We start from the raw sequence: 26008 nt of genomic DNA, 5'->3' as shown, positions 1-26008 counted from the left end.
CCAACCGCCGCAGCAATGAGGCTTCCCGCAAGCTTCCTGCCCGGCCATCAGGACTCCCTTCATGACCGACATTCCCGAATCCGCGCAACCGCTGCCGCTCGTGCGCAGTGACATGAATCTCATCTGGCTGGACATGGAAATGACCGGACTCGACCCGGATTCGGACCGCATCATCGAAATTGCGGTGGTGGTGACCAATTCGACACTCGACAGAATGGTCGAGGGCCCGGTTCTGGCGATTCATCAGAGCGACGAGACGCTCGCAAAAATGGACCAATGGAATCAGAACACACACGGCCGGTCGGGACTGATCGACCGCGTGAAGGCATCTACGGTGAGCGAAGCCGATGCCACCGAACAGATTCGCAATTTTCTCAGCACACATGTGCCACCCGGCAAGTCGCCGATGTGCGGCAACTCGATCTGCCAGGACCGCCGCTTCATGGCGCGCTGGATGCCGGAACTGGAGAGCTTTTTCCATTACCGCAATCTCGACGTCAGCACGCTCAAGGAGCTGTGCCGACGCTGGCAGCCGGCAATCTACAAGGGTTTTCAGAAGCGCGCGCTGCATACGGCGCTTGCCGACATTCACGAGTCGATCGACGAACTGAAGTACTACCGGGAGCACTTCCTGATTCCGCCGACGCCGGACGCCTCCCTCAACGCGGAATAAGCTAAGCCTGCCGGGGGGCGCGCACCGCGCTCTTCGGCCGGAACGCCTTCACTACTTCCGCGTTGGTCTCCACGTACGGCCCGCCGATCAGGTCGATGCAGTAGGGGACCGCCGCAAAGATGCCGGGCACCTTCACCGTGCCGCCGGCTTCGGCATCGGCATCGCGCAAGCCTTCCAGCGTTTCCTTGATCGACTTCGGCTGACCCGGCAGGTTGACGATCAGCGCCGCGTGATCCGCCGTCTCGCGGATCACCGCGACCTGGCGAGACAGGATTGCGGTCGGCACGAAATTCAGGCTGATCTGCCGCATCTGTTCGCCGAATCCCGGCATTTCCTTCGTCGCGACCGCGAGCGTGGCTTCGGGCGTCACGTCGCGCCGCGACGGGCCCGTGCCGCCGGTAGTCAGCACGAGATCGCAGCCGACTTCATCGACGAGTTCCGTGAGCGTTGCCGAGATGGTCGGCGCGTCGTCCTGAATCAGGCGCGTCACCACTTGCCACGGCGAACTCAATGCGGCGCCCAGCCATTCCTGCAACGCCGGAATGCCTTTGTCCTCGTAGACGCCGGTGGATGCGCGATCGCTGATCGACACGAGGCCGATCAGGATCTCGTCTGGGTGATTGCGCTTCAGCTTGGTGTCAGGCGTCGCGGTCGTCATCGTCGTCTTCCAGGGCGTCGTCGGCATCGGAATCGCTCGCCGCTGCGGGTCCGTCCGCGTTCTTGATCCACTGGAACAACTCGCGGAAGTAACGCGGCGGCTTGTTCTGCTCGGCTTCCTTGCGGGCGTTGCGGATCAGCGTGCGGCCCTGCTGTGGATCGGCATTCGGATGCTGGCGGATGAAATCGGTCAGCGCGGCGTCGTCGGCAAGCAGTTTCTCGCGAGTGCGCTCGATCCAGTGCAACTTGGCCGTTTCCGCCTTGTTGACACCGTTGTAAGTGTCGAGCGCGGTGCGCAGCGCAGCGGTTTCTTCGTCCAGCAACGAGCGCATCACGCGCCCGACGTACTGCACCTGACGGCGCTTGCCTTCGTGATCGGTGATGCGGCGCGCCTCGCGCACGGCGTCGTCGAGCTTTTCGGGCATCGGCATGCGCTTGAGCGCGTCTTTGGGCAGTGCGATCAGCGCCGAGCCGAGTTCCTGCAGCTCGTGCATTTCGCGCTTGAGTTGCGACTTGCTCGGACGGTCGTAGCCGTTTTCGTCGACTTCCGGCTCGGCGGATTCGATGGGTTGAATGCGGGTTTTGCGTGTCATGTCGATATTGTAGCGTGCCAGGCCCGACGAACCGGCTGCGCCGCCGTGCACGGCGACCGACATCGCCGGAAGCGGGCAGCGAATGCCAGGTGCAGCAGCGCTTAGCTTGATATGATCGCGGGATGCGTGAGTGCGCTCGAACGGACGGCAAACGCAGACTGACGCGCATACGAGCAGCGCATATGAGGCGCACTGAACAGCGCGGCATGTGCGAACACCCAAGGGCCGCTCGGCCCCGAACAGGACGGCAACGACAATGGCAGCAGACATGGACGTCAAGCAGCGCTTTTTTCCGCATACCCAGGATGAACTGAAGGAAATCGCCTCGGACATCCTTCGTCACGCGAAGTCGCTCGGCGGTACCGACGCGGCAACCGAAATTTCCGAAGGCGACGGCCTGTCCGTCTCCGTGCGGCGCGGCGAAGTCGAGACGATCGAACATAACCGCGACAAGATGGTCGGCGTGACCGTGTTCATCGGCAACAAGCGCGGCAACGCGAGTACTTCCGACTTCTCGTCACAAGCGCTGAAGGACACGGTCGCGGCCGCGTACAACATTGCCCGCTTCACGGCGGAAGACGATTGTGCGGGTCTCGCCGAAGCCGAGTTGCTCGAGACCGAGCCGCGCGACCTGGATCTGTACCATCCGTGGAATCTGTCCGCCGACGAAGCCGTGGAAATCGCCCGTCGCGCGGAAGACGCCGCGTTCGCCACCGATCCGCAAATCAAGAACTCGGAAGGCGCGAGCGTGTCGGCGCAGCATTCGCAGTTCGTGCTTGCCACGTCGCGCGGTTTCCTCGCGGGCTATCCGTACTCGCGTCACTACATCGCCTGCGCGCCGATCGCCGGCAGCGGCCGCAACATGCAGCGCGACGACTGGTACACGTCTACGCGCAGCGCGGAGCAACTGGCCGACCCCGAAGCGGTCGGTCGTTACGCGGCGCAGCGCGCGCTTGCGCGCATCGGCGCGCGTGGCCTCGACACGCGCAAGGTGCCGGTGCTGTTCGAAGCACCGCTCGCCGCGGGTCTGCTCGGTGCGTTCGTGCAGGCTACGAGCGGCGGCGCGCTGTATCGCAAGACGTCGTTTCTCGTCGATAGTCTCGGCAAGCCGGTGTTCGCGCCGCATGTGCAGATCGTCGAAGATCCGCACGTGCCGCGTGCCATGGGCAGCGCGCCGTTCGACGAAGAAGGCGTGCGCACGCGGCAGCGCTCGGTGGTGAAAGACGGCGTCGTGGAAGGCTATTTCCTCTCGACCTATTCGGCACGCAAGCTCGGCATGCAGACAACCGGCAACGCGGGCGGCTCGCACAACCTGTCGCTGCTCAGCTCGAACACGCGTGCGGAAGACGACTTCGAAGAAATGCTGCGGAAGCTCGGTACAGGGCTGCTGCTGACCGAACTGATGGGCCAGGGTGTCAACTACGTGACGGGCGACTATTCGCGCGGCGCGTCCGGCTTCTGGGTCGAGAACGGCAAGATCCAGTATCCGGTCGAGGAAATCACCGTCGCGAGCACCTTGCAGGAGATGTTCCGCCATGTCGTAGCGATCGGCGCCGACACGATCACTCGGGGCACCAAGCAGACCGGCTCGGTGCTGATCGAACGGATGACGATCGCCGGGCAGTAAGCGGTTTTCCAGCGTTGTAGCGGTACAGACGAAAACGCCACGCAAGTTTGCGTGGCGTTCTGCTTTTTCGGCGTGCTTCGTTCCGCTTTTGTCAGCGCGCTTCACTGCGCTCGGGCGCCTTACGTCACCGGCTTTTGCGCTTGTATGTGACGAACGCGTAATCGAAATCGTTCGGTGCATGCGCGCGATGCGTTTCGTGTGCGACTTCTTCCCACTCGTTCGGATCGACCGCCGGGAACGTCGCGTCGCCGTCGAAATCGGCGGAAATCTCCGTGACGATCATCTTGTCTGCAAGACGCAACCCTTCCACATACAACTGGGCACCGCCGATCAGAAACGCTTCGGGCGCCTGGTCCTGCGCGGCGAGCTTGAGTGCTTCGCCGAGCGTGGTGGCCGCGTCGCAACCCTGGAAGCGCCGACCGGCATCGCGAGTCACGACAATGTTGCGGCGTCCCGGCAACGGCCTGCCGATCGACTCATGCGTTTTGCGGCCCATGATGATGGGCGCGCCCATGGTGGTCCGCTTGAAAAACGCGAGGTCTTCGGGGAGTCGCCAGGGCAACTGGTTGTCGCGGCCGATCACGCCGTTATTGGCGCGAGCAACGATCAGGGTGAGCGTCGTCATCGAATGGAAGAGGGAACATAACCCGCCTGATTCTACCTGACGCACACGCTCCGGCCGCCGCTCTGGCGTGATCTATCGAGCGGCGACGCCCGGCGGCACCGGCCGAAAAATGCCGCGCGCACTGCGACATCGGCTGAATCCGCGCAATAAAAGCCGATTGAGTGGCGAGCCTTCCTATACATAGCGATTGGCGAACCTCTCGGACCGCTCGCAAACCATTGGTGCATTGGTGAACAACGTCCCCGTCACCAATCAGATAAAGTAGTGGCACAGGAAACTATGCGGGTTGAACCCGCCAGAAGAAAATACCTATTAGATGCTAATTGAAACGGTACGATCTACCTGCGTTCCTACGTATGAGAAAAGCGCTTCCACATTTCGTAATTCGTAAGTTGATTACTTATTTATCGGCGTGGACGCCTTGCTGGGCAAGGGCGGGCGGATTAAATTCGCATAATTGTTTTCCAAGCCGCGCGCGTATAGTAAGCTCTCGGAAAGAGCTTCAATTTTAAAAAAAGCCCGCTAACGGGCCGTCTCAAACACACACGCCGCTTTCTGGGGATCAGCTGTCCGCACGGAATGGAATGGCCGTTCGGTTTTTGCTATTTGCGAATCCCGAATGTGCCAGCGTGTCTGAATTGCGGTTCAGGTGCGTGCATCATCCTTAACGTTCGTTGACGAGAGGATCTGAATAATGGAACCCGCAACGCGGCAACTGATTTACGTTTCGCGAGAGCCAAGCGCGGAACTGAACACCCGCTTCCACCAGCGTGGCTGGAATGTCGAAGTGGTGGGATCGGCGCGCGACGCGCGCCGGGCCGTACGCGCCGGTTCGGCAGCGGGTGGCCTGCTCGATTTATCGAGCCATTTCCAGCCGCATGAAATTGCAGCATTCGAATCCTGCCTGACCATGCCGAACGTCGGCTGGGTCGCCGCGACCATGCCTGGGCAACTCCAGGACGCAGCGCTGCGCCGTCTGGTACGCGATTATTGTTTCGACTATGTGACCGTCCCTTACTCCGGCGACCGGATCGTCGATTCCGTCGGTCACGCATACGGCATGATCTCGCTCGGCGAACCCGCTTCGAACGATGCATCGCAGGGCGCCGAAGGTGAAATGGTCGGGTCGTGCGACGCAATGCTGGCGCTGTTCCGCTCCATCCGCAAAGTCGCAATGACTGACGCGCCGGTCTTTATCTCGGGCGAGTCAGGAACGGGCAAGGAACTGACGGCTGTTGCGATTCACGAACGCTCGGCGCGGCGCAACGCGCCGTTCGTGCCGATCAACTGCGGCGCGATTCCGCCGCATCTGCTGCAGTCCGAACTGTTCGGCTACGAACGGGGCGCGTTTACCGGTGCGAATCAGCGCAAGATCGGCCGCGTGGAAGCGGCCAACGGCGGCACGCTTTTCCTCGACGAAATCGGCGATCTGCCGCTCGAAAGTCAGGCGAGCCTGCTGCGCTTCCTTCAGGAGCGCAAAGTCGAGCGGCTGGGCGGCCATAGCGCGATCGACGTCGATGTGCGGATTATTTCCGCAACGCACGTGGATATGACGGCTGCCATGATCGAAGGACGTTTCCGCTCGGACCTGTATCACCGCCTGTGCGTGCTGCAAATCGACGAACCGCCGCTGCGCGCGCGAGGCAAAGACATCGAGCTGCTCGCGCGCCACATGCTGGAGCGTTTTAAGAAAGACGCGAGCCGGCGTCTGCGCGGCTTCGCACCGGACGCAATCGCCGCTTTGCACAACTACGGCTGGCCGGGCAACGTGCGTGAGCTCATCAACCGCGTGCGTCGTGCGATTGTGATGTCCGAAGGACGCGCGATCACGGCGCGCGATCTCGAACTCGCCGAGTACGTGGAGATCGTGCCGGTGTCGCTCGCTCAGGCGCGCGAAGCGGCCGAGCGCCAGGCGATCGAGCTTGCACTGTTGCGTCATCGTGGACGTCTTGGCGACGCAGCCCAGGAACTCGGTATCTCGCGCGTCACGCTGTACCGGCTGCTGTGCTCGCACGGCATGCGTCATATGGAAAGCGAGCCGCTTGCGTCGCCGCACGGCACGTTGCCCGCATCGGTGCCGCATCTCTGAAACGCGGCCACACGCAACTGTTGTGAGCTGGCCGCTCCGCAGCGGCCGGTAGACCGGACGGCCCGCGACGCGTCGCCCTCCGCGTGGTTTCGCGCGGGGCTCGTCGCACCAGGCCGCCTTGCTTCCATAGTCTTCCGCAAGCGGTCGGCGCCCGCCGGCCGCGCTTGGTAAAATCGGGTTTTCCGCTCAATCTCGCGGCGCACCGCTTGCGGACCGCGTCGAAGGAACCCGCATGAAACAATACCTGGATCTCGTCCGCACGATTCTCGACACTGGCACGTGGCAGGAGAATCGCACCGGCATCCGTACCATCAGCATGCCGGGCGCCATGTTGCGCTTCGATCTTCAGCAGGGTTTCCCGGCGGTCACGACGAAAAAGCTGGCATTCAAGTCGGCCGTGGGCGAACTGGTCGGTTTCCTGCGCGCGTCGCGCAGCGCGGCCGATTTTCGCGACCTCGGCTGCAAGGTGTGGGACGCGAACGCCAACCAGAACCCGCAATGGCTTGCCAATCCGTATCGCGAGGGCCCCGACGACCTGGGCGACGTATACGGCGTGCAGTGGCGGCAGTGGCCGGCCTACAAGGTGCTCGACGCCAGTGCGAGCGCGCAGCTTGCGGATGCGACCGCGCGCGGTTTCCAGGTGATCACTGAATTCGACGAGAACGGTAGCCGCAAGGTGCTGCTGTACAAGGCGATCGATCAATTGCGTCAGTGCCTCGACACCATCATGCAGAATCCGTCGGACCGGCGAATCCTGTTTCATGCGTGGAATCCTGCGGTTCTGGATCAGATCGCGTTGCCGGCTTGCCATCTGCTCTACCAGTTCCTGCCGAATGTGGCGAAGCGCGAAATCTCGCTGTGCCTATACATCCGCAGCAACGATGTCGGGCTCGGCACGCCGTTCAATCTGACCGAAGGCGCGGCCCTGCTGCACCTGGTGGGACGCTTGACGGGCTACACGCCGCGGTGGTTCACGTACTTCATCGGCGACGCGCACATCTACGAGAACCAGTTGGACATGCTGAAGCAGCAGCTCACGCGCGAGCCCTATGAAAGCCCCAAGCTCGTCATTTCCGAGCGGGTGCCGGACTACGCGAAGACCCACGTGTACGAACCGGAATGGCTGGAAAAGATAGAGCCGTCGGATTTCTCGCTGGTCGGCTACCGGCATCACGAGCCGCTCACGGCGCCCATGGCTGTCTGACGCGCCTGACCAAAAAAAGCCTCCGCGATTCCCATCGCGGAGGCTTTTTGTTTTGTGACGACGGCAGACTGCTCGTAGGGAAGGGCGCTTAGCCCTTGTGATGCTCGTCGTGGCCACCGGCCGAGCGCTGCTCATTGTGCTGCTGCGGCTCAGGACGCGGCTGCTGCACTTGCTGCGGATGAAACTCCTGACGAGGCGCCTGCTGAGCTTGCGGTTGCGGACGCGGCTCAGGACGCGGCTGCTGCACTTGCTGCGGATGAAACTCCTGACGAGGCGCCTGCTGGGCTTGCGGTTGCGGACGCGGACGCGGCTCAGGACGCGGCTGCTGTTGGACCTGCGGCCGCTCGACCGCTTCGGCATGCTGCGCGGGCTGCCGTTGATCTTGCGCCGCATGCGGCTGTTGCCCCATCGCCGGATTTTCCACGGGGCGCGGCGCCTCGCGTGACTGCATCGCTGGGTTCCGCTGACCTCCTGGCTGCTGCGACCACTCCGGCCTTGGCGTCTGCGCCTGTTCACCGCCTCGCTGACGCCCCTGCTGCGCTTGCTGAGCCATAGGCGTATGCGGCTGCGTCCAGGCGGGCTGCTGACGTCCATCCGCGGCAACCGACTGGCCCTGCTGCTGAGCCGGTTGTCGAGCCGGTTGCTCTGCCACTCCCCGCTGTTGTGCCACGCCCGGGTTGCCGCCGTTCGCCTGCGGCGGCCGCGGCACGCCGTTCGGCGGGGCAGCTGCTGCGCCAACCTGCTGCCCGTTCCATCGCAAGGGCATGCCGGGACGCTCCGGCTGGGCGCCCGCGCGCCCCGGCTGAACGGCGACAGGCGCGTCGCCTGGCCGGCGCCCGGCCTGCGGCACGTTGTTCTGCGGCTGGCCCGTGGCGCCCGGCGCGGCCTGTCCGCCCGGTCCCGGCTGAAGAACTGGTGCTCCCGCCGCCGCCCCCGGCATTCGTCCCGGAAGATGCGACTGGACGACCCGCACGTTCTGCACCGGCAACGCACCGGGCCCACCCGACATGTGCGCCGGGACCGACGTCCGAACGATCGGCTGCCCGGCGCCCGGCACGCGTCCACCGCTTTGCGCGAAACGCTGCGCGAGGCCATCGCGGTAGGCGGGCGGCATCGACGGACTACGCGTCGCGACGACTGGACGCGTCATCACCCCCGCCGGCGGCCGGTAATTCGCGTTGCGCAGACCCGGCCCGTAACTCTCGCGCACCGGCGCGATGCCCGGGGCTCCCGGGTTGATCCGCGCATTGCGCCACTGCGCGGGATCGACCTTCTGCGCGAAGCGCCCCACGGGCTGTCCATGCACGAAAGCCGTCGCCGGAACCGCCGTCACAGCGCGCGGCGCCCGGTAGTTGACGTACGTGTTGTGAATGTTGGTGATATTGCGGTTGTAGTTGTTGATGACCGTCGTCTGATTGACGCGTTCGTAGTAGCGCGGGCTCCAGTGATCGTGGTCGCCCCAGTGCGGATGCCACCGTTCGCCCGGTCCGAGCGGGAACCACGCGACGCCCGCGGCCATCGCACCGCCAATCGCCAGGTTCACGCCCCAGTCGACTCCGCCGCCTCCGCCACCGCCGCCGACGAAAGCCACCAGCGCCGGCGCATAGACTGGCGGCGCGCTGACCACGACCGGGCCTGGCACCCATGCCCAGGAGTCGTCGACGTAGGCCCAGCGGCCGTAGTGATACGGAGCGAACCCCCACGGTGCGTCGTCGACCCAGGTCCAGCCCCAAGGCGCCTGCCATACCCAATGTCCGTCGTGGTAAGGCGCCCAGCCGGCGGGCGTCGCGCGCGGCACCCAGACTTCGCCGTACTGTGGGCTGCTGCGCCACGTACCGTTGGCGTCCAGATCCTGATAACCGGGGATTTCACGCGACACATAGCGCGCCGATACCGAGCGGTTTTCGGCGGCGTCGCGGCTTGCGGCCCATTGGTCGAAGCCGTCGGGCCCCGGCGCGCCATTGTCGGCAAGCGTTTGCAAAGAAGTGCCGGCGAAGCGGATCTGCTGGCCGGCCGCGACCGGCACCTGGGCGCCGTCGCCATAAACCGTCGCATTGCCGTTGCGAACGGTGACGGTGGTGCTGCTGCCGTCCGGCGCGACGTCGACGCGGTAGTCGCCCGGGCCGTTCAAGCCGAGCGCGAGATTCGGCGTGTCGATCTCATACGACGACCCCGGCGGCAGTTCCCGCACATGCGCCGACAACGTCCCTTGCGCGACCTTCAACTGCGCGCTGTTGTCGTCGAGACCGAGGATATCCAGGCTCGTCGACTGGCCGAGACGCACGGCGGTCGAGCCGATATGCAGCTCGGAACGCGCGTTCTGATCGTTCCACAACTGGTCGCCGGTGGTGAGCGGCCGGTTGATCTGCGCGTACGACCAGTCGGCGGCGCCGGCGGGCTCGGTAGTCACGGTTCCGGCCATGTAGTTCAGCCGCGCGACGCGCCCGGGCGGATCGCTGTCCGTAGCGACGCCCTGCGGCGCCGGCGCGGCTTGCTGCGCGAGCGCGGCCTGCGCGGCGAACAGGAAGGCGGCTGCGGCGATCAGCGAGTAGCCGATGGTGCGACGGGTTGACGAGGTTGGCGATGGTGAGGTCGTGGTTCTCATGATTGTTCTCCGACGGACGATGCACGTGCAGCATCCGTGAACCACTGTACCCGCGCCGTTTGTTTCAAGACGCCCACTTTTGTAAAGCCTGGTGGCGACTGGTAACAAAAGGTCTCTATCACGTCGGGTCGGCTTCAGGCCCGCTCGTCATTCACTCGGTCAGGAAGGCGTCGAAGTGCCGGTGTCCAGCCGGCGTGATGCGCAAGATCCGCGGCCGTTCGGTCCGTTCGACCCAGCCGTGTGCGGCCCACGAGTCGAGCAGCGCCGCCCCGAGCGCGCCGCCGAGATGCGGGCGGCGTTCGCTCCAGTCCGGGCAGGTGCACGCGAAGCGGCGCCGGCGGCTGCGCTGCGCCGACATGTCGATGCCCCAGTCGGAGAAGCGGGCAGCACCCTCCGGTGTGGCTTCGAGCGACGCACCGTTCAAAGCCAGCAGTCCTCGTCCGATGAGCCGCTCGAACACGCGTACGGACAACTCGCCGGCCATATGGTCGTAGCAGGTCCGTGCGTAGCGCATGTCGGTCGGCACGGTGCGCACGGGGCGCGGCACCGGACGCTGCGGCGCGCTGACTTGCGCGACGTTGGCGAGCGCTTCGATGGACGCCGCGATGTCGGCCGACGCAATGCGGAAATAGCGATGCCGGCCGCGCACTTCGAGCGCGAGCAGGCCTCCCTCGGTCAGGCGCGCGAGATGAGCGCTGGCTGCCGACGGCGACAGTCCCGCGATCATCGTCAGTTCGCCGGCGGGGCGGGCGCTGCCGTCCATCAACGCCCACAGCATGGCTGCGCGGCCGGGATCGGCGAGGAGCGCGCCAATGCGACTCAGGCCGGGAAAATGATTCTGTTCGTCTGCGAGGCTGGCGGGCATGACGCGTCTCCGTATCTGTCGGTCTTCGATGCGCGGGGCGCAACGTACGATGCAGCCACTTTACCTGGCAAATGCATTCGATGTTTCAGCCTGGCGTGAACCGTCGATTGCAGCGCGGCGCATGCGCCTGAAGCGCCAGGCTAGAATCGGAGCCTGTCTTTGCAGGATACGCAGTCATGAAAACAGTTCTGGCCGTTGTCGTTTGCATCGTCTTGCTCGGTGCCTGCGCTCAGGGCGGCTCCGGCTCGGCAGCGGGCGCGGGTACCGGCAGCGTCACCATGTACGGCACGATCGACGAAGGCATCACCTTCCGCAAATAGAGGCGTCGTCGGCCTCGTTGCCCTTTCGGCAGCATCGAATTGGCAGAAACTGATACATCGTTGTCATTGCTGCCACGCGCAGTCATGTGACGATGTGGTTTTCGCCAAGTGAGCACTCGGCGGCTCAGCTCAGTCAGGCCGGTCAGGCGACTTAAGGCCGTGGCGGCGTGTGAGGGCCGCTTGGGCCGCTTGTGCCGCTCCTGCCGCTCCTGCCACTTCGACCACCTTCGCCGCCGGAACCGATCCATGCCGCCTGCCGCACCAGCTTCGTCTTCTCGATCCGCCGCCGCTTCTGCCTTCACTGCCGTTTCCGCGGATCTGCGCGGCTCCGGCCCGCATGGACGCCGTGACGCGCGTGTGCTGGCTGTGTGCCAGGCGTTGTACACCTCGTCGGTGTCGATCGATCTCACGCTGACGGGCCTCGTTGGCTACACGCTCGCCGACGACAAGGCGCTAGCCACGCTGCCTTTCTCGCTGATCACGGTGGCTGCGGCGCTCACGACGATCTTCGCGTCGTTTCTGATGGCGCGCATCGGCCGTCGCGCGGGTTTCGTGCTGGGCGCGAGCGTCGGCGCGCTGGGCGGCGCTGTGTCCGTGTGGGCGATCTTTCATCACGACTTCTGGGCTTTTTGCGCGGGGACCGCGACGGTCGGCGTATTCCAGGCGTTTGCGCAGTACTACCGGCTCGCTGCCGCAGACGCAGTCGGTCTCGAAGCCAAGAGTCGCGCAATTTCGACGGTTCTCACGGGCGGCGTGGTCGCGGCCGTCTGCGGCCCGCTTCTCGCCGCGTGGAGCAAAGACTGGCTCGCGCCAGTGACATTCGCGGGCTCTTACGTGCTCGTCACCGGACTCGGACTCGCGTCGATTGTCCTGTTGATGCTGCTTTATCGCGACATGGCGCCTGCGCCGGCCGTGGCAAGTACCCACGACGCCGCACGGCCGCTCGCGCAGATCGTGCGGCAACCGATCTTCGCTGCGGCGCTCGCGAACAACGCGCTCGGCTATGCCGTGATGACGTTCGTCATGACCGCCACGCCGATCGCGGCGGTCGCGTGCGGGCACAGCATCGGCGACGGCGCGTCGATCATCCAGTGGCATCTGGTCGGCATGTTTGCACCGTCTCTGTTTTCCGCGCGGCTCATCAAGCGTTTCGGCGTGCTGCCGGTGATCGGCGCGGGCATTGCGCTCTCGGCACTATGCGGTGTGTTCGCATTGCGTTCGACCGATCTGCCGCACTTCTACGCCGCGCTCGCGTGTCTCGGTGTGGGCTGGAATTTCATGTTCGTGGGCGGCTCGACGCTGCTCGCGCAGTCGTACAGGCCGTCGGAACGGGCGAAGACGCAGGCCACCAGCGAATTCACGACGTTCGCGTTCTCCGCGCTCGGTTCGCTATTCGCGGGGCAACTGCTGGCGCGCTTCGGCTGGGCGACGATCAATGCGGCGATCTTTCCGCTGCTTGCCGCAGCGGGGCTCGCCACGCTCGCCTATGCACGGTCGTCCAGACGGCGCGCGATGGGAGGGGTCGCGTGATGAGCGTGCGTCATATCGTATTTGCCGTCGCACCCGATCTGGTCCTGCTCGACGCGTGCGGCCCGTTGGAAGCCTTCTGGCGCGCCGAACTGACGATGGCCGCTGTGCAGGGTGCGAGCGATGGCGGTGCACGGGTGCCGATACCGGCGAACCCGTCCACGCATGCGGATGCGTCCGTGCCTGCATCCACGCACTCGCCCGCACGCCCGGTCGCCTATCGCACGACAGTCGCTTCGATCGACGGCGGCGTGTTGCAGACTTTTCCGGGCCTGCCGGTCGTGACTGAACGCCTCGATTCACTTGACGCCGAGCCTATCGACACGCTGATCGTCCCCGGCGTTCCGGTCGATCAGCATTGCACGCTGCAGCCGGAACTCGTCGCGTGGATCAGGCGCAATGCGCCCCGCGCACGACGCGTGTGCTCGGTATGCACGGGCGCGTTCTATCTGGCGGCGGCCGGCCTGCTGGACGGCCGCCGCGCGACCACACACTGGCGCGATGCACCGCATCTCGCGCGCCGCTTTCCCAATGTTCATGTCGATGCCGATCCGATCTTTATCCGCGACGCAGGCCCGGAGGGAGCCCGAGGTGACGGCGAACGCGTGGTCTGGACGTCGGCGGGCGTGACGGCGGGCATCGATCTCGCGCTTGCGCTGATCGAAGAAGACCTCGGCCACGCCGTCGCGATGCAAGCAGCGCGGCGCCTCGTCGTCTTCATGAAGCGCCCCGGCGGGCAGTCGCAATTCAGCGCGGCACTCGCGGCACAGGCGTCGGCGGGAGGACCGTTCGAGGCCTTGCATAGCTGGATGGTCGCCCATTTGCGCGAGGACCTCACGGTCGAGCGCCTCGCCGAGCACGCGCGAATGACGCCGCGGACCTTCGCGCGCCGCTACGTCGACGAGGTCGGGCGCACGCCGGCGAAAACCGTCTCCGCATTGCGCCTCGAAGCGGCTTCGCGGGCACTCGCCGAATCGCGCCGGCCGCTGAAGCGCATCGCGCTCGATTGCGGATTCGGCAGCGAACAGAATCTGCGGCGCGCGTTCGTGCGGCGCTTCGGCGTGCTCCCGCTCGAGTATCGTGAACGGTTCATGTCCGCGACTGCGCCTGCGTCGGCGAACCATCGCGAGGCGCCTGTCCGCGCCGACGACGACGCGCGCTGAACGACTGCGCGCGAAGCGACGTTCGAGCCGGAGAACAGGCCGGCGCCGCGGCACCGTACGAGCTTGCAGCGGCCACAGCGATGAATAGGCTGAATCGGATTGCGCGCCGAAACCGGCTGCGAGCACAACGTCGCGCGTATTTCCGCCCGATAAGTGACCACGCCGTCAATATTGCGCTCGTATAATCGCCTCCTTTCAATGCATCCGATTGACCGGAGTCAAGATGAGTAGCCATCTCTCAGCGCCGCTGGAACGTTCCGAAACCACGTTCCGCTTTCTTGCCGAACCCAGCTCGGTCAACTTCGGCGGCAAGGTGCACGGCGGCGCGCTGATGAAGTGGATCGACGAAACCGCGTATGCGTGCGCGGCGGTGTGGTCGGGGCGTTATTGCGTGACGGTCAGCGTCGGCAATATCCGTTTCCGTCGACCGATTCTGGTAGGCAACCTCGTCGAATTGCGCGCGCGCGTGGTGGCGACAGGGCGCACCAGCATGCACATCCATGTGTCGGTGCAGGCTGGCGACCCGAAGGGCGGGGAGTTGCTGCAAACCACCGATTGTCTCGTCGTGATGGTCGCGGTCAATGAAAACGGACACCCGGTGCAGGTGCCGTCGTTCGTGCCGGAAACCGACGAACAGAAGCGCCTCGCAAAGTACGCGATGGACGTGAAGGAAGCGCTCGACGCGATCGTCGAGCTGAAGCCGGAAGAAGTGGCGCAGGGCAAGGTTTGAACGACGCTTGCCGGCGTTCACTCGGGCGCCGGCAAAACTTCAGGCGGCGATCCTTTGCCGCCTAAGCGCCCGCTTTTCCGTCCCGGACTAATCTGAATCAAACCCGCATCGAATCAAACCGGGCGACTCACCGCGAGTCGCCCAGCGCGTCAGGCGTGGGCGGGCAGGTGCCAATCAAGGCACCGAATGGCCCACCATATCGCCCGGCCGCACCCATTCGTCGAACTGCTGCTCAGTGACATAGCCGAGCGCGAGCGCCGCAGCCTTCAGCGTGGTGCCCTCCTTGTGCGCCTTCTTCGCGATCTGCGCGGCCTTGTCGTAGCCGATGTGCGGATTGAGCGCCGTCACGAGCATCAGCGATTCGTTGAGCAGCGCGTCGATCCGCTCGCGGTTGGGTTCGATGCCGACTGCGCAGTTGTCGTTGAAACTCAAAGCGCCGTCGCTGAGCAGGCGGATGGACTGCAGCACGTTGTGCGCGATCATGGGCCGGAACACGTTCAACTCGAAGTTGCCGCTCGCCCCGCCGATGTTCACCGCGACGTCATTGCCGAACACTTGCGCGCACAGCATCGTCAAGGCTTCGGACTGCGTGGGATTGACCTTGCCCGGCATGATCGAGCTGCCTGGTTCATTTTCCGGAATCGACAGTTCGCCCAAGCCGCAGCGCGGACCGCTCGCGAGCCAGCGGATGTCGTTGGCGATCTTGTTCAGGCTTGCGGCCACCGTCTTCAGCGCGCCGTGCGCGAAGACGAGCGCATCGGCTGCGGCCATCACCTCGAATTTGTTGGGCGCGGACACGAACGGCACGCCGGTGAGCTTGGCGATTGCAGCCGCGACCTTGCCGGCGAACTGCGGATGCGCATTCAAACCGGTGCCGACAGCCGTGCCGCCCTGCGCGAGTTCATACAGGTGCGGCAACGTCGATTCAACATGGCGGATGCCGTGGTCGAGTTGCGCGACATAGCCGGAGAACTCCTGACCGAGCGTGAGCGGCGTTGCGTCCTGCAAGTGCGTGCGGCCGATCTTGACGATGCCGGCAAACGCCTTCGCCTTCCCGTCGAGCGTGTCGCGCAACGTCTTGAGCGCAGGCAGCAGATGCTTGACGATGCCATGCGCGGCGGCCACGTGCATGGCCGTCGGGAAGACGTCGTTCGACGACTGGCCGCGATTCACGTCGTCGTTCGGATGCACTTTGCGCGCTTCACCGCGCTCGCCGCCGAGCAGCTCGCTCGCGCGATTCGCGATCACTTCGTTCAGATTCATGTTGGTCTGCGTGCCGGAGCCGGTTTGCCAGACCGCGAGCGGAAACTCATCCGGATGCTTGCCTGCGATGATCTCGTCGGCCGCCTGCATGATCGCGTGCGCCTTTGTCTCGTCCAGCACGCCGAGGCCCAGGTTTACCTCGGCGGCGGCGCGCTTGATCACGGCGAGCGCGGTGATCAATTCGGGCGATTGCTTCTCGGTGGAAATGCGGAAATTCTGCAACGAGCGCTGCGTCTGCGCGCCCCACAAATGAGCGTTCGGCACAGCGATTTCACCGAACGTATCGCGCTCCATTCGTACGTCTTCAGTCATGGTTGAGCTCCGCTTTTAAAGTTCTGCGTTGACCGGCAATAGGGAGAATAGCCCTGTTAGCGCGTTCCGGTATAACCCTGCCTGCGGGTCGAAAATGTAGGTGCGGCGCGTGCCGTCTTCGACATCGGTCCACACGAGCGGGGACAGCGGCGCGCCGATCGAACGAAGATAGGCGAGCTGCGCGCCGTCGGCGAGTGTCACGCGGTAGCTTCGCTCAGGCGCCGTGGCGGTGGCGAAAATGTCGGCGACCTGCGCAGCCAGTTCCGGGCTGTGGATCACGAGCGCGAGTTCGGTATTCAGATGCGCCGAGCGCGGATCGAGGTTCATCGAGCCGATCACCAGAATCCGGCGGTCGATCACGTAAGTTTTCGCATGCAGGCTCGCGCGCGAACGCGACCCGGCGATTCCCGCCGTGGGCGTATCCTGGCGCGGCTTGAATTCGTATAACTCGACGCCCTGTTGCAGCAGCGGCACGCGAAACGGACTGTAGCCCGCTTGCACCGCAACCGCGTCGGTGGCGGCGAGCGAATTCGTCAGGATCGCTACGCGCACGCCCCGGTGCGTGAGTGTGCCCAGCGCCGTCACGCCGGCGTCGTGCGGAACGAAGTAGGGCGACACGACGAGGAAATCCTTGTGCGCGTCCTTCATGAGCTCGCCGAGCCGCTTCATCGGTGGACTGACGTAGTCGGGCGACGGGCTCTCGATCTTCTCCGGCTGATCCGCCTCGAACTCCGCTTGCGCCCAGGTCAGGCCGAGTTGCTTGCCCGCAATCTGCGTGGCGAGCGGCGTCGCGTTCAAGGGCTTCGCGTTGTATGGATCGGCGTTGGTGCGCCAGTGCTTGCGGAGGTCGTCGCGTGTCTGATCGAGTTCTTCGCGATCGAATTTCTGCTTGTTCAGCACGCCGAGCGGATACGCGACGCTGCTGTTCCAGTAATCGTCGAAGCTCGCTGAGACATCGGCGGTGATCGGGCCGGCGGCGAGCACGTCGATGTCGCGGAACTGCAGGACTTCGCTCGCGTTAAAGTATTCGTCGCCGAGATTGCGGCCGCCGACAATCGCCAACTGGTTGTCTGCGATCATCGCCTTGTTGTGCATGCGGCGCGTGAAGTGGCCGATCTGCGTGAAGACATTCGTGGTGCGCTCGAACACACCCTCACGCGCGCTACCGAACGGATTGAAGACGCGAATCTCGATGTTGCTGTGCGAGTTGAGCCCCGCCATGATGCGGTCGATGTCCTTGAAGTTCAGGTCGTCGACCAGCATGCGCACGCGCACGCCGTGATCCGCCGCGTACAGCGCGGCGCCGAGCAGCAGCTTGCCGGTGGTGTCCTCGTTCGCGATGTAGTACTGCATGTCGAGCGTTTTCGTCGCCGCGCGGGCGAGCGCGATGCGCATCTGCAGTGCGTCCGTGCCGCTCGATAGCACACGGAAACCCGATTCCCCCGGATGAGCGGCTTCGAGCGGTTCAAGCGCCGCGCGAAGCGGCGTGTTTTCGGTCGGTGATAACGCGTGAGTGACCGGGCGGTCGAACGCGGTGGCGGGAGGTTTGGTTGCGCACGCAGTCAGAAATGCCGACGTGCAGCACAACAAGAAAAAATGTCTGGCGGAGCGGATTGCGCGCTTGCGTTGCGTCGCGGTCTGCTTTTGTTCTGTATGCAACTGCACGCTGTTTCCCCTTGTTGTTCAGGCTTTTCGTAACGGCAGCGCAGATGCTTCAGCCGCGCTGCCGAGAAATCCATTCTAAGGGGAATCGCGCCGCCGGACTGTGCACCGCGGCACGCCGGCGGCGTCTGGGACCGCGATGAGCGGTGGCTCGAAACCGTCAGACGCGTTCGGTGTTCAGCCCGCGTTCGCCTTCGGCATACGTCGAGCCCTTCGCCGGGCGCCCTGCCCAATAACCCGCGAGCAGCGACCCCGACAGGTTGTGCCAGACGGAGAACAGCGCGCCGGGCAACGCGGCAATTGGCGTGAAGTAGAGCTTGCCGAGCGTCGCGGCGAGGCCCGAGTTCTGCATGCCGACTTCAATCGCAAGCGTGCGGCAAACGGCTTCGTCGAAACCTAGCAAACGGCCGCCCCAGTAGCCGCCGAGAAGGCCGATGCCGTTATGCAGCACCACTCCGAGCATCACCACGAGGCCGACGGACGCAATGCTTTTCTGCGTGCCGCCCACCACCGCGCCGATGATCAGCAGGATCGCGACCATCGAAACCAGCGGCAGCACCGGCTCGATCTTGCGAACCGTCTTGCCGAACAGGTGATTCACCACGAGGCCGACCACGATCGGCAGCGCGACGATTTGCAGGATACTCATCAACATGCCGTGGACGTCGACGGCGATCGACGCATCCACGTAAAGGCGCGTGAGAAGCGGCGTCGCAAAGACACCGACGAGCGTGGACAACGCACTGATCGTCACCGACAGCGCGACGTCGCCGCGCGCCAGATAGATCATCACGTTCGATGCCGTGCCGCTCGCCACGCTGCCCACCAGCACCATGCCGGCGGTCAGGTCGGGCGGCATGCGGAAGGCTTTCGCGATGACCCAGGCGGCGAGCGGCATCACGAGGTAATGCAGCACGATGCCTGCGATCACCGGCGCGGGCCGTGTGAAGACGCGCTGAAAGTCGGCGACGGACAGCGTGACGCCCATCGCCAGCATGATGATGGTCAGAAGCGTGGTGACGTGCGGGGCGATGCCGGTAAACGAAGCCGGCGAGAAATACGCTGCAACCGAAATGAGCACGGCCCAAACGGGAAAAAGACGGGTGATGCGGGCAAGCATGGGGCGAGGTCCTTGGTTATGTTTTATGGCGAGAAGCGGAGGTTGGTCGTTCGCAAGCGGGCGCAGTGCTGAAGGCGGCGACGCTCTGCCGGGCGCGGCGCCTCACGGACTGCGGCAAGTGCCTGTGAGCGGGCCGCGCCCTATGTCGCGGTTGCTGCAGTTGAGTCGCAAGCGAACGGCAGGTTGTCAGCGGAGGTGGACCTGCCGGCGGCGCGGTCCTTTGTGAGGCGCGCAAGCGGAGCTTCGGTGGATGGACGCGGGTTCGCGATACGCACCGAAGAAGTCACGCATTTTAACGTTGTAGGCGGCAGCCTGCTGGCTCTATGGTTGCGCGTGCAACGGGTTTGCCGCGACGTTGGCTCGCTGTGCCATTGTCCCTTTTGCGGCAAGACCGCCCGCCGGGCCTTAAAGCGGACTCATCACGCAGCGCGGGCGTGCCCGAAACGGCGAGTCCGTTACCCGTGTTCAAACCGATGCGGCGGGCGGCGCGTCCGCCGCAACCGGCACGCGCCGCAAGCTTAGCTTGTGAAAGCGCAGCGTCATCAGCAGCGCGACGCTCGCGAGTCCGGCCGCGAGGCCCCACCACAAACCTCGAGCACCCAGCCCGGCATGAAAGGCGAGCGTATAGCCGGTCGGAAAACCAATCACCCAGTAACCGAATGCGGCGGCGATCATTGGTATGCGCGTGTCTTTCAGACCGCGCAGGCAGCCAGATCCGACCGTTTGCATGCCGTCGACGATCTGAAAAATCGCTGCCACGCCGAGGAGTGAACTCGCGAGCGTAACCGTCGCCGCATTGGCCGGGTCGTCCAGGTGCAGATAGAGGCCGACGATCCAATGCGGCGCGGCGATCAGCACGATTCCCGACAACGTCATGAAGCCGACGCCAAGCGCCAGCGCGACGAAGCCCGCATGACGCGCGGCGAGCGGCTGTCCGGCGCCGGACCAGAAGCCCACTCTCACATTGGCCGCCTGGCCGATCGCGAGCGGCACCATGAATGCCACTGACGCGACGTTCAGCGCAATCTGATGTGCGGCCAGTTGGGACTCGCCGAGCAGCCCGACCATCAGGCCGGTCGCGAGGAAGAGCGTCGATTCGACGCCGTAGGTGATCGCCACCGGCCAGCCGATACCGAACAGCTCGCCCATCAGCGGGACGTTGGGGCGCGTGGCCACCACGAAATGGCGATAACGCGGCCGCAGATGCAAGAGTGCCATCAGCACGAGCGCGGTCAGCCAGACGGTGATGGACGTCGCAGCCGCCGAGCCGAGGAAGCCGAGCCGCGGCAGCCCGTAGGCCCCGTGAATCAGCCCGTAGTTGAGAAAGCCGTTCACGCCGACGCTGACGAGCGACACCCACAGGAGCCGCCGCGCCGCGCCGATCGCCGGCAGGAAAGAGCGCATCAGACCGACGCCGATCAGACTGCCCAGCGCGCCCCAGCGCAGCACCGCCGCATACTCGCCGACGTTATGCGCGAGCAGCGCCGGTTCCCCGAACGCAAGCAGGATGGGCGTCGCGAAAGACAGCAAGGCAAACGCCGGCACCGACAGCAACACCGACAACACAAAACCGGTCCAGTAGATGTGCGGCACGCGGCTTTCGTCCTGCGCGCCGCGCGCATGCGAGACGCTCACGCTGACCGACGTCAGCACGCCCTGCAGCAGCGTCACGACCACGAAGAACAGATTGGCGCCCAGACCGCCGGCCGCGAGCGCGTCCGGTCCGAGAGAGCCGAGCAGGATCGTGTCGGTGACGCCCATGGCCATTTGCGACAGTTGCGCGATGGCGAGCGGCGCGGCGAGTCGCGCGGTGTCGGCGGCGTGGCGGGACAAGGTCGGCGGACGGGTGGCCACCCGGGTGAAGCCGGATTGAGTCATGGAGCGTGTGAAAGTTGACGGAATGACGACGCCGTGACCGCTGGCGACCGCCGCGGCACTGGAAGCAGCGAAGGCAACGGAAGCGCGCTCTACGAGAGACGCGTGGGCTCGCGGTCGCATGGCGGTTCACGAGCCTCGTAATAACGCCGATCAAGGCGGCTCGCCACGGTTTCCCGGCGAGCCCACGGTCGGCGATCTCAGCGGGGCCGTTCGTCTAGCGAAACCAACAGCTTATTGCGTGACCGCTGCAAAGTCGATGGATTAAGCACATTTTTGGTGCGCGAGTTTCCTGCGGAATCTCGTGGTTCCTGCGGGAGTAGTAGCGGTCAGGCTTCGTGGACCGCGATTCGCGTGTCGCCGAGCAGTACCACCTGTCCTGCGCGGATCTTGCACGTTTTACGCGTTTCGACGCGGCCGTCCACAGTGACGGCTCCGTCCGCCACCATCATCTTCGCCGAGCCGCCGCTGTCCGCGAGCCCCGTGATCTTCAGCAGATTGTGAAGTTCGACGTAGTCGCCGGTGAGCGTGAAATCGAGGTTGGGCATGGGCATTGCACCTTCAGGCAAGGGGTTCGCATCATAAAGCACAAGCTTGCCCCTAAGAAGTCGCGTTGTCTCGCGCAGTGTTTCGTGAACGCATCGCAAGCAAATGCAAGCAGATGTTATCCGTTTGTCGGAAAGTGAAACGTTGCGTAACACCGGTCGTCACAACACGACTTCACTCGTAAAGTGCATCTCAGCAGGAAAGCTTGCCGGATCTAGTTCGGCTATGAGCAGACCGGGAGGTCGTCCAGCGCGCCGCAGCGCGATGCAGGGCGGTTCGACCCGGCCACAACAACTCTAGAGAGGAATTTGCCATGACCCAGATTCGTACGCTCCTGATCGGTACCGCCATGACCGCATTCGCCGCTACGGCAGCAGTCGCGCAGACCACGCAGCCCGTTCAACCGGCTGCGGGCATGAATGCCCAGGTACAGGTTCAGACGCCCGGCGCCGACGTCGCGCCGGCCGCTCCTGCCGCCCAAGGCGTACAGCCGGTAACGCCGGCACCGACCCGCCTGACGGCCTCGGGCTCGCCCGATCCGCTGGTGCAAAAGCGCGAAGCCAACGCGAAGGCTAACGCGGAGTACCGCGCGTCGAAGAAGGCGTCGAAGGCCGAGCTGAAGGAACAGCAGAAGGCTGCCAAGTCCGAATACAAGGAGCAGGTGCGCGACGCAAAGATCAACAAGAAGGCGGACAAGCAGGCCGCTGACAACGAAATGAAGATGAACCTGCAAAGTCAGGCGGGCGCCCAGACCGACGGCGGCGAAGTTAAGCACTAATGGCAGGCGGAGCCGCGGGCTCAGGTTAGCCCGCGGTGTCGAACCCGACTCGACCTGATGAGACTGTTAAGGAGGAATCGCATGAGCAACACTCGATTTACTAATTCCGCTAAATCCCCGACCGCGCGGCTTTGCGCGTTGCTCATCGCAGGCTGCCTGTCGTCGGCCGCATTCGCGCAGGCAAGCGATCCGGCCGCGGCGCCGGTCACGCACGCCGATCAGAAGGCGGCGAAGCAGCAAGCCAAGGCAGACAAGAAGGCGGCTGTCGCGCAAGCCAAGGCCGACAAGGAAAAGACCGAAGCCCAAGCCGACGCCGACAAGGCGCACGCCGAGGCCACTCTGAAGGATGCGAAGAAGCAGTAGGTTCCTGCTTCCTGATGGGCAGGTGCGACCTGCTCAACGAAACGGCCCGTTTGCGGAATGCAGACGGGCCGTTTGTTTTGAGCGGCTTGTAAGCGTGCGGGGCGGCGTGCGCGTGACTGCGCAGCAGCCACGCTAAAAAAGGGCGCTTGTGCGCGCGGGTTGTATGGATATACAGTATGCGTCGCCGTTCCCGATCCATCCAACGCCCTTAAAACACCGTGCTTTCCGTCGCAGAAACGCCGTCGCCGTCCGATACCGCCCCTTGGCTTGCGAAGTTGAACGACGCGCAGCGCGAGGCCGTCGAATTCGGCACCGATACGCCTCATTCACCGCCGGGCGCCTTGCTGGTCATTGCGGGCGCGGGCTCCGGCAAGACCAGCACGCTTGCGCACCGTGTGGCCAATCTGATGGTCAAGGGCGCTGATCCGCGCAGAATTCTGCTTCTGACATTTTCGCGTCGCGCGGCGCTGGAAATGACACGCCGCGTCACACGCATTGCCACGACGGCGCTCGGCACGCGCGCCGCGCTCGCGCAAGGGCTCACATGGGCGGGCACGTTCCATAGCGTCGGCGCGCGGCTTTTGCGCGAATATGCAGAACTGATCGGTCTTGCACCGGCCTTCACGATCAACGACCGTGAGGATTCCGCCGACCTGATGAATCTGGTGCGGCATGAATTGGGTTTGTCGGCGAAAGAACGGCGCTTTCCGGCTAAGGGAACCTGTTTCGCGATTTACTCCCGCGTCGTGAACACCGGCGCGTCGCTCGGGCAGGTGCTCGATAGCGCGTTCCCGTGGTGCCGCGAGTGGGAAGCCGATCTGCGCATGCTGTTCGCCGCCTACGTCGACGCGAAGCAGAAGCAGAGCGTGCTCGATTACGACGACCTGCTGCTCTACTGGTCGCATATGGCTGCGGAGCCGGCAATTGCCGCGGATCTGTCGGCGCGCTTCGATCACGTGCTGGTCGACGAATATCAGGACACCAACCGGCTGCAGGCGTCGATTCTCCTCGCGCTGAAGCCGGACGGACGCGGCCTGACCGTGGTCGGCGACGACGCGCAGTCGATCTATTCGTTTCGCGGCGCCACCGTGCGCAACATTCTCGATTTCCCGGCGCATTTCGATCCGCCTGCGGTTCAGGTCACGCTTGAACGCAATTACCGCTCGACCGAGCCGATTCTTGCCGCGTCGAACGCGGTGATCGAACTGGCCAGCGAGCGATATACAAAGAACCTGTGGACCGACAAGTCGTCGGCGCAACGGCCCCGGCTCGTCACCGTCGCGGACGAGGCCGACCAGGCGCGCTATATCGTCGAGCAGGTGCTGGAAGCGCGCGAGCAGGGCATGACACTGAAGTCGCAGGCGGTGCTGTTTCGCGCCGCGCATCACAGCGCGGTGCTCGAGATCGAACTCACGCGCCGCAACATTCCGTTCGTGAAGTTCGGCGGCCTGAAGTTCCTCGATTCCGTGCACGTCAAAGACGTACTGGCGGTGCTGCGTTGGGCCGAGAATCCGCGCGACCGGGTGGCCGGTTTTCGCGTCGTACAGTTATTGCCCGGCGTGGGGCCGGCCACGGCCGCGAGAGTGCTCGACGAAATCGTCGCGCGTGCCGGTGTGGGCAATCCCGCCGACACCGCGGGCGGCACGCTCGCCGCGTTCGCGCCGCCGCCTCGCGCGCAGGAGGACTGGCATCCCTTCGTCAGGCTGATGTCGAGCGTGTATGGGCGGCAGACGCCATGGCCTGCGGAGTTCGAGATGGTGAGGCGCTGGTACGAGCCGCATCTGGAGCGCAATCATGAAGACGCCGCAATCCGTCATGCCGACGTGTTGCAGATGGAAAGCATTGCGGGCACGTATGCGTCGCGCGAGCGCTTTCTGACGGAACTGACGCTCGATCCGCCCGATGCCACGAGCGACGAATCGGGCGTGCCGCTTATCGACGAAGACTATCTGATCCTGTCCACCATCCATTCGGCAAAGGGACAGGAATGGCGCAACGTGTTCGTGCTGAACGGGGTCGACGGCTGCATTCCGTCCGATCTGGGCACCGGCAGCGAAGAGGAAATCGACGAAGAGCGCCGTCTGCTGTACGTTGCGATGACGCGCGCAAAGGAAGACCTGCATATCGTCGTGCCGCAGCGCTTTTACGTGCACAACCAGACGCATATGGGCGATCGTCACGTGTGGGCGTCGCGCACGCGCTTTATCCCTGCGCACCTGATGCCTTTGTTCGACGCGTACGCATGGCCGCGCGTGCCGGTGCCCAGTGCGCCGACCGCCGCGGGGCTTGCCGCGGCGGCGCAGGCAAAAATCGAAATCGGAGCAAGGCTCAGGAAGATGTGGGACTGAGCGGCGCTCAGGTGGGTGGCGAGGCGGGGCTCGATGCCGCACGGGCTGTAGCCGCGCGGGAGCTTCCCGGAGGGCTCCCTGGATCGCTTTCGGCAGCAGGCAACGTGCTTTACACGCTAGCTGCTGCTGGTGGGCAGACGCTGGGCCGAATTAGCGCGACTGCCGTTGCTGCTGTTGCGGGGCGGGGCGCGGCGGCACGAAGAAGTTGCGCAGCCACGCCGCCATCCGCGAAAACACGTCGTACGGTTCTTCGACGAAGATTTCCGGCTTCAGCAGGCGCAGATATTCCATGATCTGTTGCGCTTCCTGCTTCTGGAACGAGCCGTGCGAAATGCCGAGCCGCAGCAGGCCGCGCAGTTCGCCCAGCTTTTCGCGGGCGGTGCTGCCCACGCTCGTTTCGCACGCCACCTTTGCTTCATAAACACGCTGACGCAGCGATTCCACGAGCCGCCATGCCGGCGTCTGCATGATTTCCTCGAGCGCCTGGATATCCTGCACTGCGCTCTTGATCTGTGCCGAGAGCGGGTCGACCAGCACCGCGTCGCCTTCGGCTTCCTTGACGATCGCCGCCGCCCAGTCGCGGCATTGCTTGGCCAACTCTTCCGGCGTCCACTCCGAGCGCGCTGCAAAGCCGAAACCGAATTCCCCGGCCTGCCGCATCAGAATCGCGACGACGTCAGGAAACTCCTTGTCGAGCGTGCGTTTCGCCCATGCATACTGGCCGCCCTGCAACATCCGCTGAACGGCGTGTTCGGTCAGCGGCACCATGTTGTCGAGCAGCTTCGCTCGCAAAAAGTCCTCGAACGAAGGCGTCGCGAACTGCGGATCGAGCTTCAGCGATACGCGCAGAAATGCATCGAAATCCTTGCGCAGCGTCGCAATGGTCTCGTCTTTGAGCGTGAGGGTAATTTGACCCATGTGTCTATCCCGTTTGGTCCTGCCGCGCGGCCTCGTCGTGTTCGTCCGGTCGCAAGCGGACCCGGAAGACTGGACGTGCAATGGCTGCGCGTTTGATTCCTGCCTGTTGCCGCGTCTGGCGGGACGTATCCCGACGAGCGGACCT

At 64.5% G+C, this 26008-nt stretch carries 22 protein-coding genes; 11 read left to right on the top strand and 11 right to left on the bottom strand.

All coding sequences use genetic code 11. From position 1 onward, the window contains the following. Positions 1–61: 61 nt before the first annotated feature. The gene (orn, locus tag SB753_RS13085) at positions 62–673 is read left to right on the top strand and encodes an oligoribonuclease (RefSeq protein ID WP_020069340.1); all 612 of its coding nucleotides are present in this window, start codon (positions 62–64) and stop codon (positions 671–673) included. A gap of 1 nt (position 674) precedes the next feature. On the opposite strand, the gene mog is transcribed toward orn, so the two are convergent. Both mog and yjgA read right to left on the bottom strand, forming a co-directional pair. After that, a complete protein-coding gene (gene mog / locus SB753_RS13080; RefSeq protein ID WP_131321476.1) occupies positions 675–1331 on the bottom strand; it encodes a molybdopterin adenylyltransferase in 657 nt (218 codons plus the stop codon). Continuing rightward, on the bottom strand, positions 1312–1923 hold the full coding sequence (yjgA, locus tag SB753_RS13075; RefSeq protein ID WP_088173629.1) for a ribosome biogenesis factor YjgA: 612 nt from the start codon (positions 1921–1923) through the stop codon (positions 1312–1314). Before yjgA ends, mog begins: the two co-directional genes overlap by 20 nt. A gap of 256 nt (positions 1924–2179) precedes the next feature. Here yjgA and pmbA point away from each other — a divergent pair, with 256 nt between their 5' ends. Beyond that, positions 2180–3550, top strand: coding sequence for a metalloprotease PmbA (gene pmbA / locus SB753_RS13070; RefSeq protein WP_020069344.1), 1371 nt, complete (start codon positions 2180–2182; stop codon positions 3548–3550). Between the two features lie 124 nt (positions 3551–3674). Here pmbA and SB753_RS13065 read toward each other — a convergent pair whose 3' ends face one another. Next, positions 3675–4175: a dihydrofolate reductase gene (locus SB753_RS13065; RefSeq protein WP_020069345.1), complete on the bottom strand. Its 501-nt coding sequence runs from the start codon at positions 4173–4175 to the stop codon at positions 3675–3677. A gap of 694 nt (positions 4176–4869) precedes the next feature. On the opposite strand from SB753_RS13065, the gene SB753_RS13060 reads away from it, so the two are divergent. Both SB753_RS13060 and SB753_RS13055 read left to right on the top strand, forming a co-directional pair. Beyond that, complete coding sequence (locus SB753_RS13060) at positions 4870–6264, top strand: sigma-54 dependent transcriptional regulator (RefSeq protein ID WP_020069346.1); 1395 nt, start codon at positions 4870–4872, stop codon at positions 6262–6264. Positions 6265–6496: 232 nt separating this feature from the next. Further along, positions 6497–7468: a thymidylate synthase gene (locus SB753_RS13055; protein ID WP_020069347.1), complete on the top strand. Its 972-nt coding sequence runs from the start codon at positions 6497–6499 to the stop codon at positions 7466–7468. Positions 7469–7556: 88 nt separating this feature from the next. Here SB753_RS13055 and SB753_RS13050 read toward each other — a convergent pair whose 3' ends face one another. Together SB753_RS13050 and SB753_RS13045 are read right to left on the bottom strand one after the other, a co-directional pair. After that, a complete protein-coding gene (locus SB753_RS13050; protein ID WP_410800376.1) occupies positions 7557–10073 on the bottom strand; it encodes a DUF6600 domain-containing protein in 2517 nt (838 codons plus the stop codon). Positions 10074–10224: 151 nt separating this feature from the next. Then, the gene (locus tag SB753_RS13045; RefSeq protein ID WP_410800375.1) at positions 10225–10938 is read right to left on the bottom strand and encodes an ArsR/SmtB family transcription factor; all 714 of its coding nucleotides are present in this window, start codon (positions 10936–10938) and stop codon (positions 10225–10227) included. Between the two features lie 176 nt (positions 10939–11114). Between SB753_RS13045 and SB753_RS13040 the strand changes: the two genes are divergently transcribed. The 4 genes from SB753_RS13040 (at position 11115) to SB753_RS13025 (ending at position 14678) form a co-directional block, all read left to right on the top strand. Then, the gene (locus SB753_RS13040) at positions 11115–11258 is read left to right on the top strand and encodes a hypothetical protein (protein ID WP_020069350.1); all 144 of its coding nucleotides are present in this window, start codon (positions 11115–11117) and stop codon (positions 11256–11258) included. 246 nt (positions 11259–11504) lie between these two features. Next, positions 11505–12788 (top strand): MFS transporter, encoded by a 1284-nt coding sequence (locus tag SB753_RS13035; protein WP_410800374.1) that lies wholly within the window; start codon positions 11505–11507, stop codon positions 12786–12788. Next, entirely contained in the window at positions 12788–13948 is a 1161-nt protein-coding gene (locus SB753_RS13030) for a GlxA family transcriptional regulator (protein ID WP_410800373.1), read from the top strand. The genes SB753_RS13035 and SB753_RS13030 overlap by 1 nt, the downstream gene beginning before the upstream one ends. A 223-nt stretch (positions 13949–14171) precedes the next feature. Further along, positions 14172–14678, top strand: coding sequence for an acyl-CoA thioesterase (locus SB753_RS13025; RefSeq protein WP_020069353.1), 507 nt, complete (start codon positions 14172–14174; stop codon positions 14676–14678). A gap of 174 nt (positions 14679–14852) precedes the next feature. On the opposite strand, the gene fumC is transcribed toward SB753_RS13025, so the two are convergent. The 5 genes from fumC to SB753_RS13000 all read right to left on the bottom strand — a co-directional run bounded on the left by fumC (position 14853) and on the right by SB753_RS13000 (position 21458). Beyond that, positions 14853–16253 (bottom strand): class II fumarate hydratase, encoded by a 1401-nt coding sequence (gene fumC / locus SB753_RS13020; RefSeq protein WP_027804847.1) that lies wholly within the window; start codon positions 16251–16253, stop codon positions 14853–14855. Between the two features lie 15 nt (positions 16254–16268). Then, a complete protein-coding gene (locus tag SB753_RS13015; RefSeq protein WP_410800372.1) occupies positions 16269–17918 on the bottom strand; it encodes a phospholipase D family protein in 1650 nt (549 codons plus the stop codon). Positions 17919–18075: 157 nt separating this feature from the next. After that, positions 18076–19035 carry a bile acid:sodium symporter family protein gene (locus tag SB753_RS13010; RefSeq protein WP_410800371.1) on the bottom strand — a complete coding sequence of 320 codons (960 nt, stop codon included), beginning with the start codon at positions 19033–19035 and terminating at the stop codon, positions 18076–18078. Positions 19036–19500: 465 nt separating this feature from the next. Further along, positions 19501–20913, bottom strand: a complete 1413-nt coding sequence (locus tag SB753_RS13005; protein WP_020069357.1) for an MATE family efflux transporter — start codon at positions 20911–20913, stop codon at positions 19501–19503. A gap of 326 nt (positions 20914–21239) precedes the next feature. Next, positions 21240–21458, bottom strand: a complete 219-nt coding sequence (locus tag SB753_RS13000) for an RNA-binding S4 domain-containing protein (protein WP_011489423.1) — start codon at positions 21456–21458, stop codon at positions 21240–21242. A 311-nt stretch (positions 21459–21769) separates the two neighbouring features. Between SB753_RS13000 and SB753_RS12995 the strand changes: the two genes are divergently transcribed. The 3 genes from SB753_RS12995 (at position 21770) to SB753_RS12985 (ending at position 24945) form a co-directional block, all read left to right on the top strand. Further along, on the top strand, positions 21770–22234 hold the full coding sequence (locus SB753_RS12995) for a hypothetical protein (protein ID WP_288826062.1): 465 nt from the start codon (positions 21770–21772) through the stop codon (positions 22232–22234). 81 nt (positions 22235–22315) lie between these two features. After that, positions 22316–22597: a hypothetical protein gene (locus SB753_RS12990; protein ID WP_020069359.1), complete on the top strand. Its 282-nt coding sequence runs from the start codon at positions 22316–22318 to the stop codon at positions 22595–22597. 218 nt (positions 22598–22815) lie between these two features. Continuing rightward, a complete protein-coding gene (locus tag SB753_RS12985; RefSeq protein WP_410800370.1) occupies positions 22816–24945 on the top strand; it encodes an ATP-dependent helicase in 2130 nt (709 codons plus the stop codon). A 150-nt stretch (positions 24946–25095) separates the two neighbouring features. Here SB753_RS12985 and SB753_RS12980 read toward each other — a convergent pair whose 3' ends face one another. Further along, positions 25096–25863, bottom strand: a complete 768-nt coding sequence (locus SB753_RS12980) for a DUF4088 family protein (protein ID WP_020069361.1) — start codon at positions 25861–25863, stop codon at positions 25096–25098. Positions 25864–26008: the final 145 nt, after the last annotated feature.

This window comes from Paraburkholderia sp. SIMBA_053 (assembly GCF_046534895.1).
Lineage (GTDB): Bacteria > Pseudomonadota > Gammaproteobacteria > Burkholderiales > Burkholderiaceae > Paraburkholderia > Paraburkholderia caledonica.
The sequence above is the reverse complement of the archived record's forward strand: the minus strand, read 5'-3'. Positions and strand labels throughout refer to the sequence as shown.

Excerpts from the sequence above, each read along its gene's own strand:
- orn (WP_020069340.1), top strand. The coding sequence starts at position 62 with ATGACCGACATTCCCGAATCCGCGCAACCGCTGCCGCTCGTGCGCAGT.
- mog (WP_131321476.1), bottom strand. The coding sequence starts at position 1,331 with ATGACGACCGCGACGCCTGACACCAAGCTGAAGCGCAATCACCCAGAC.
- yjgA (WP_088173629.1), bottom strand. The coding sequence starts at position 1,923 with ATGACACGCAAAACCCGCATTCAACCCATCGAATCCGCCGAGCCGGAA.
- pmbA (WP_020069344.1), top strand. The coding sequence starts at position 2,180 with ATGGCAGCAGACATGGACGTCAAGCAGCGCTTTTTTCCGCATACCCAG.
- SB753_RS13065 (WP_020069345.1), bottom strand. The coding sequence starts at position 4,175 with ATGACGACGCTCACCCTGATCGTTGCTCGCGCCAATAACGGCGTGATC.
- SB753_RS13060 (WP_020069346.1), top strand. The coding sequence starts at position 4,870 with ATGGAACCCGCAACGCGGCAACTGATTTACGTTTCGCGAGAGCCAAGC.
- SB753_RS13055 (WP_020069347.1), top strand. The coding sequence starts at position 6,497 with ATGAAACAATACCTGGATCTCGTCCGCACGATTCTCGACACTGGCACG.
- SB753_RS13050 (WP_410800376.1), bottom strand. The coding sequence starts at position 10,073 with ATGAGAACCACGACCTCACCATCGCCAACCTCGTCAACCCGTCGCACC.
- SB753_RS13045 (WP_410800375.1), bottom strand. The coding sequence starts at position 10,938 with ATGCCCGCCAGCCTCGCAGACGAACAGAATCATTTTCCCGGCCTGAGT.
- SB753_RS13040 (WP_020069350.1), top strand. The coding sequence starts at position 11,115 with ATGAAAACAGTTCTGGCCGTTGTCGTTTGCATCGTCTTGCTCGGTGCC.
- SB753_RS13035 (WP_410800374.1), top strand. The coding sequence starts at position 11,505 with ATGCCGCCTGCCGCACCAGCTTCGTCTTCTCGATCCGCCGCCGCTTCT.
- SB753_RS13030 (WP_410800373.1), top strand. The coding sequence starts at position 12,788 with ATGAGCGTGCGTCATATCGTATTTGCCGTCGCACCCGATCTGGTCCTG.
- SB753_RS13025 (WP_020069353.1), top strand. The coding sequence starts at position 14,172 with ATGAGTAGCCATCTCTCAGCGCCGCTGGAACGTTCCGAAACCACGTTC.
- fumC (WP_027804847.1), bottom strand. The coding sequence starts at position 16,253 with ATGACTGAAGACGTACGAATGGAGCGCGATACGTTCGGTGAAATCGCT.
- SB753_RS13010 (WP_410800371.1), bottom strand. The coding sequence starts at position 19,035 with ATGCTTGCCCGCATCACCCGTCTTTTTCCCGTTTGGGCCGTGCTCATT.
- SB753_RS13005 (WP_020069357.1), bottom strand. The coding sequence starts at position 20,913 with ATGACTCAATCCGGCTTCACCCGGGTGGCCACCCGTCCGCCGACCTTG.
- SB753_RS13000 (WP_011489423.1), bottom strand. The coding sequence starts at position 21,458 with ATGCCCAACCTCGATTTCACGCTCACCGGCGACTACGTCGAACTTCAC.
- SB753_RS12995 (WP_288826062.1), top strand. The coding sequence starts at position 21,770 with ATGACCCAGATTCGTACGCTCCTGATCGGTACCGCCATGACCGCATTC.
- SB753_RS12990 (WP_020069359.1), top strand. The coding sequence starts at position 22,316 with ATGAGCAACACTCGATTTACTAATTCCGCTAAATCCCCGACCGCGCGG.
- SB753_RS12980 (WP_020069361.1), bottom strand. The coding sequence starts at position 25,863 with ATGGGTCAAATTACCCTCACGCTCAAAGACGAGACCATTGCGACGCTG.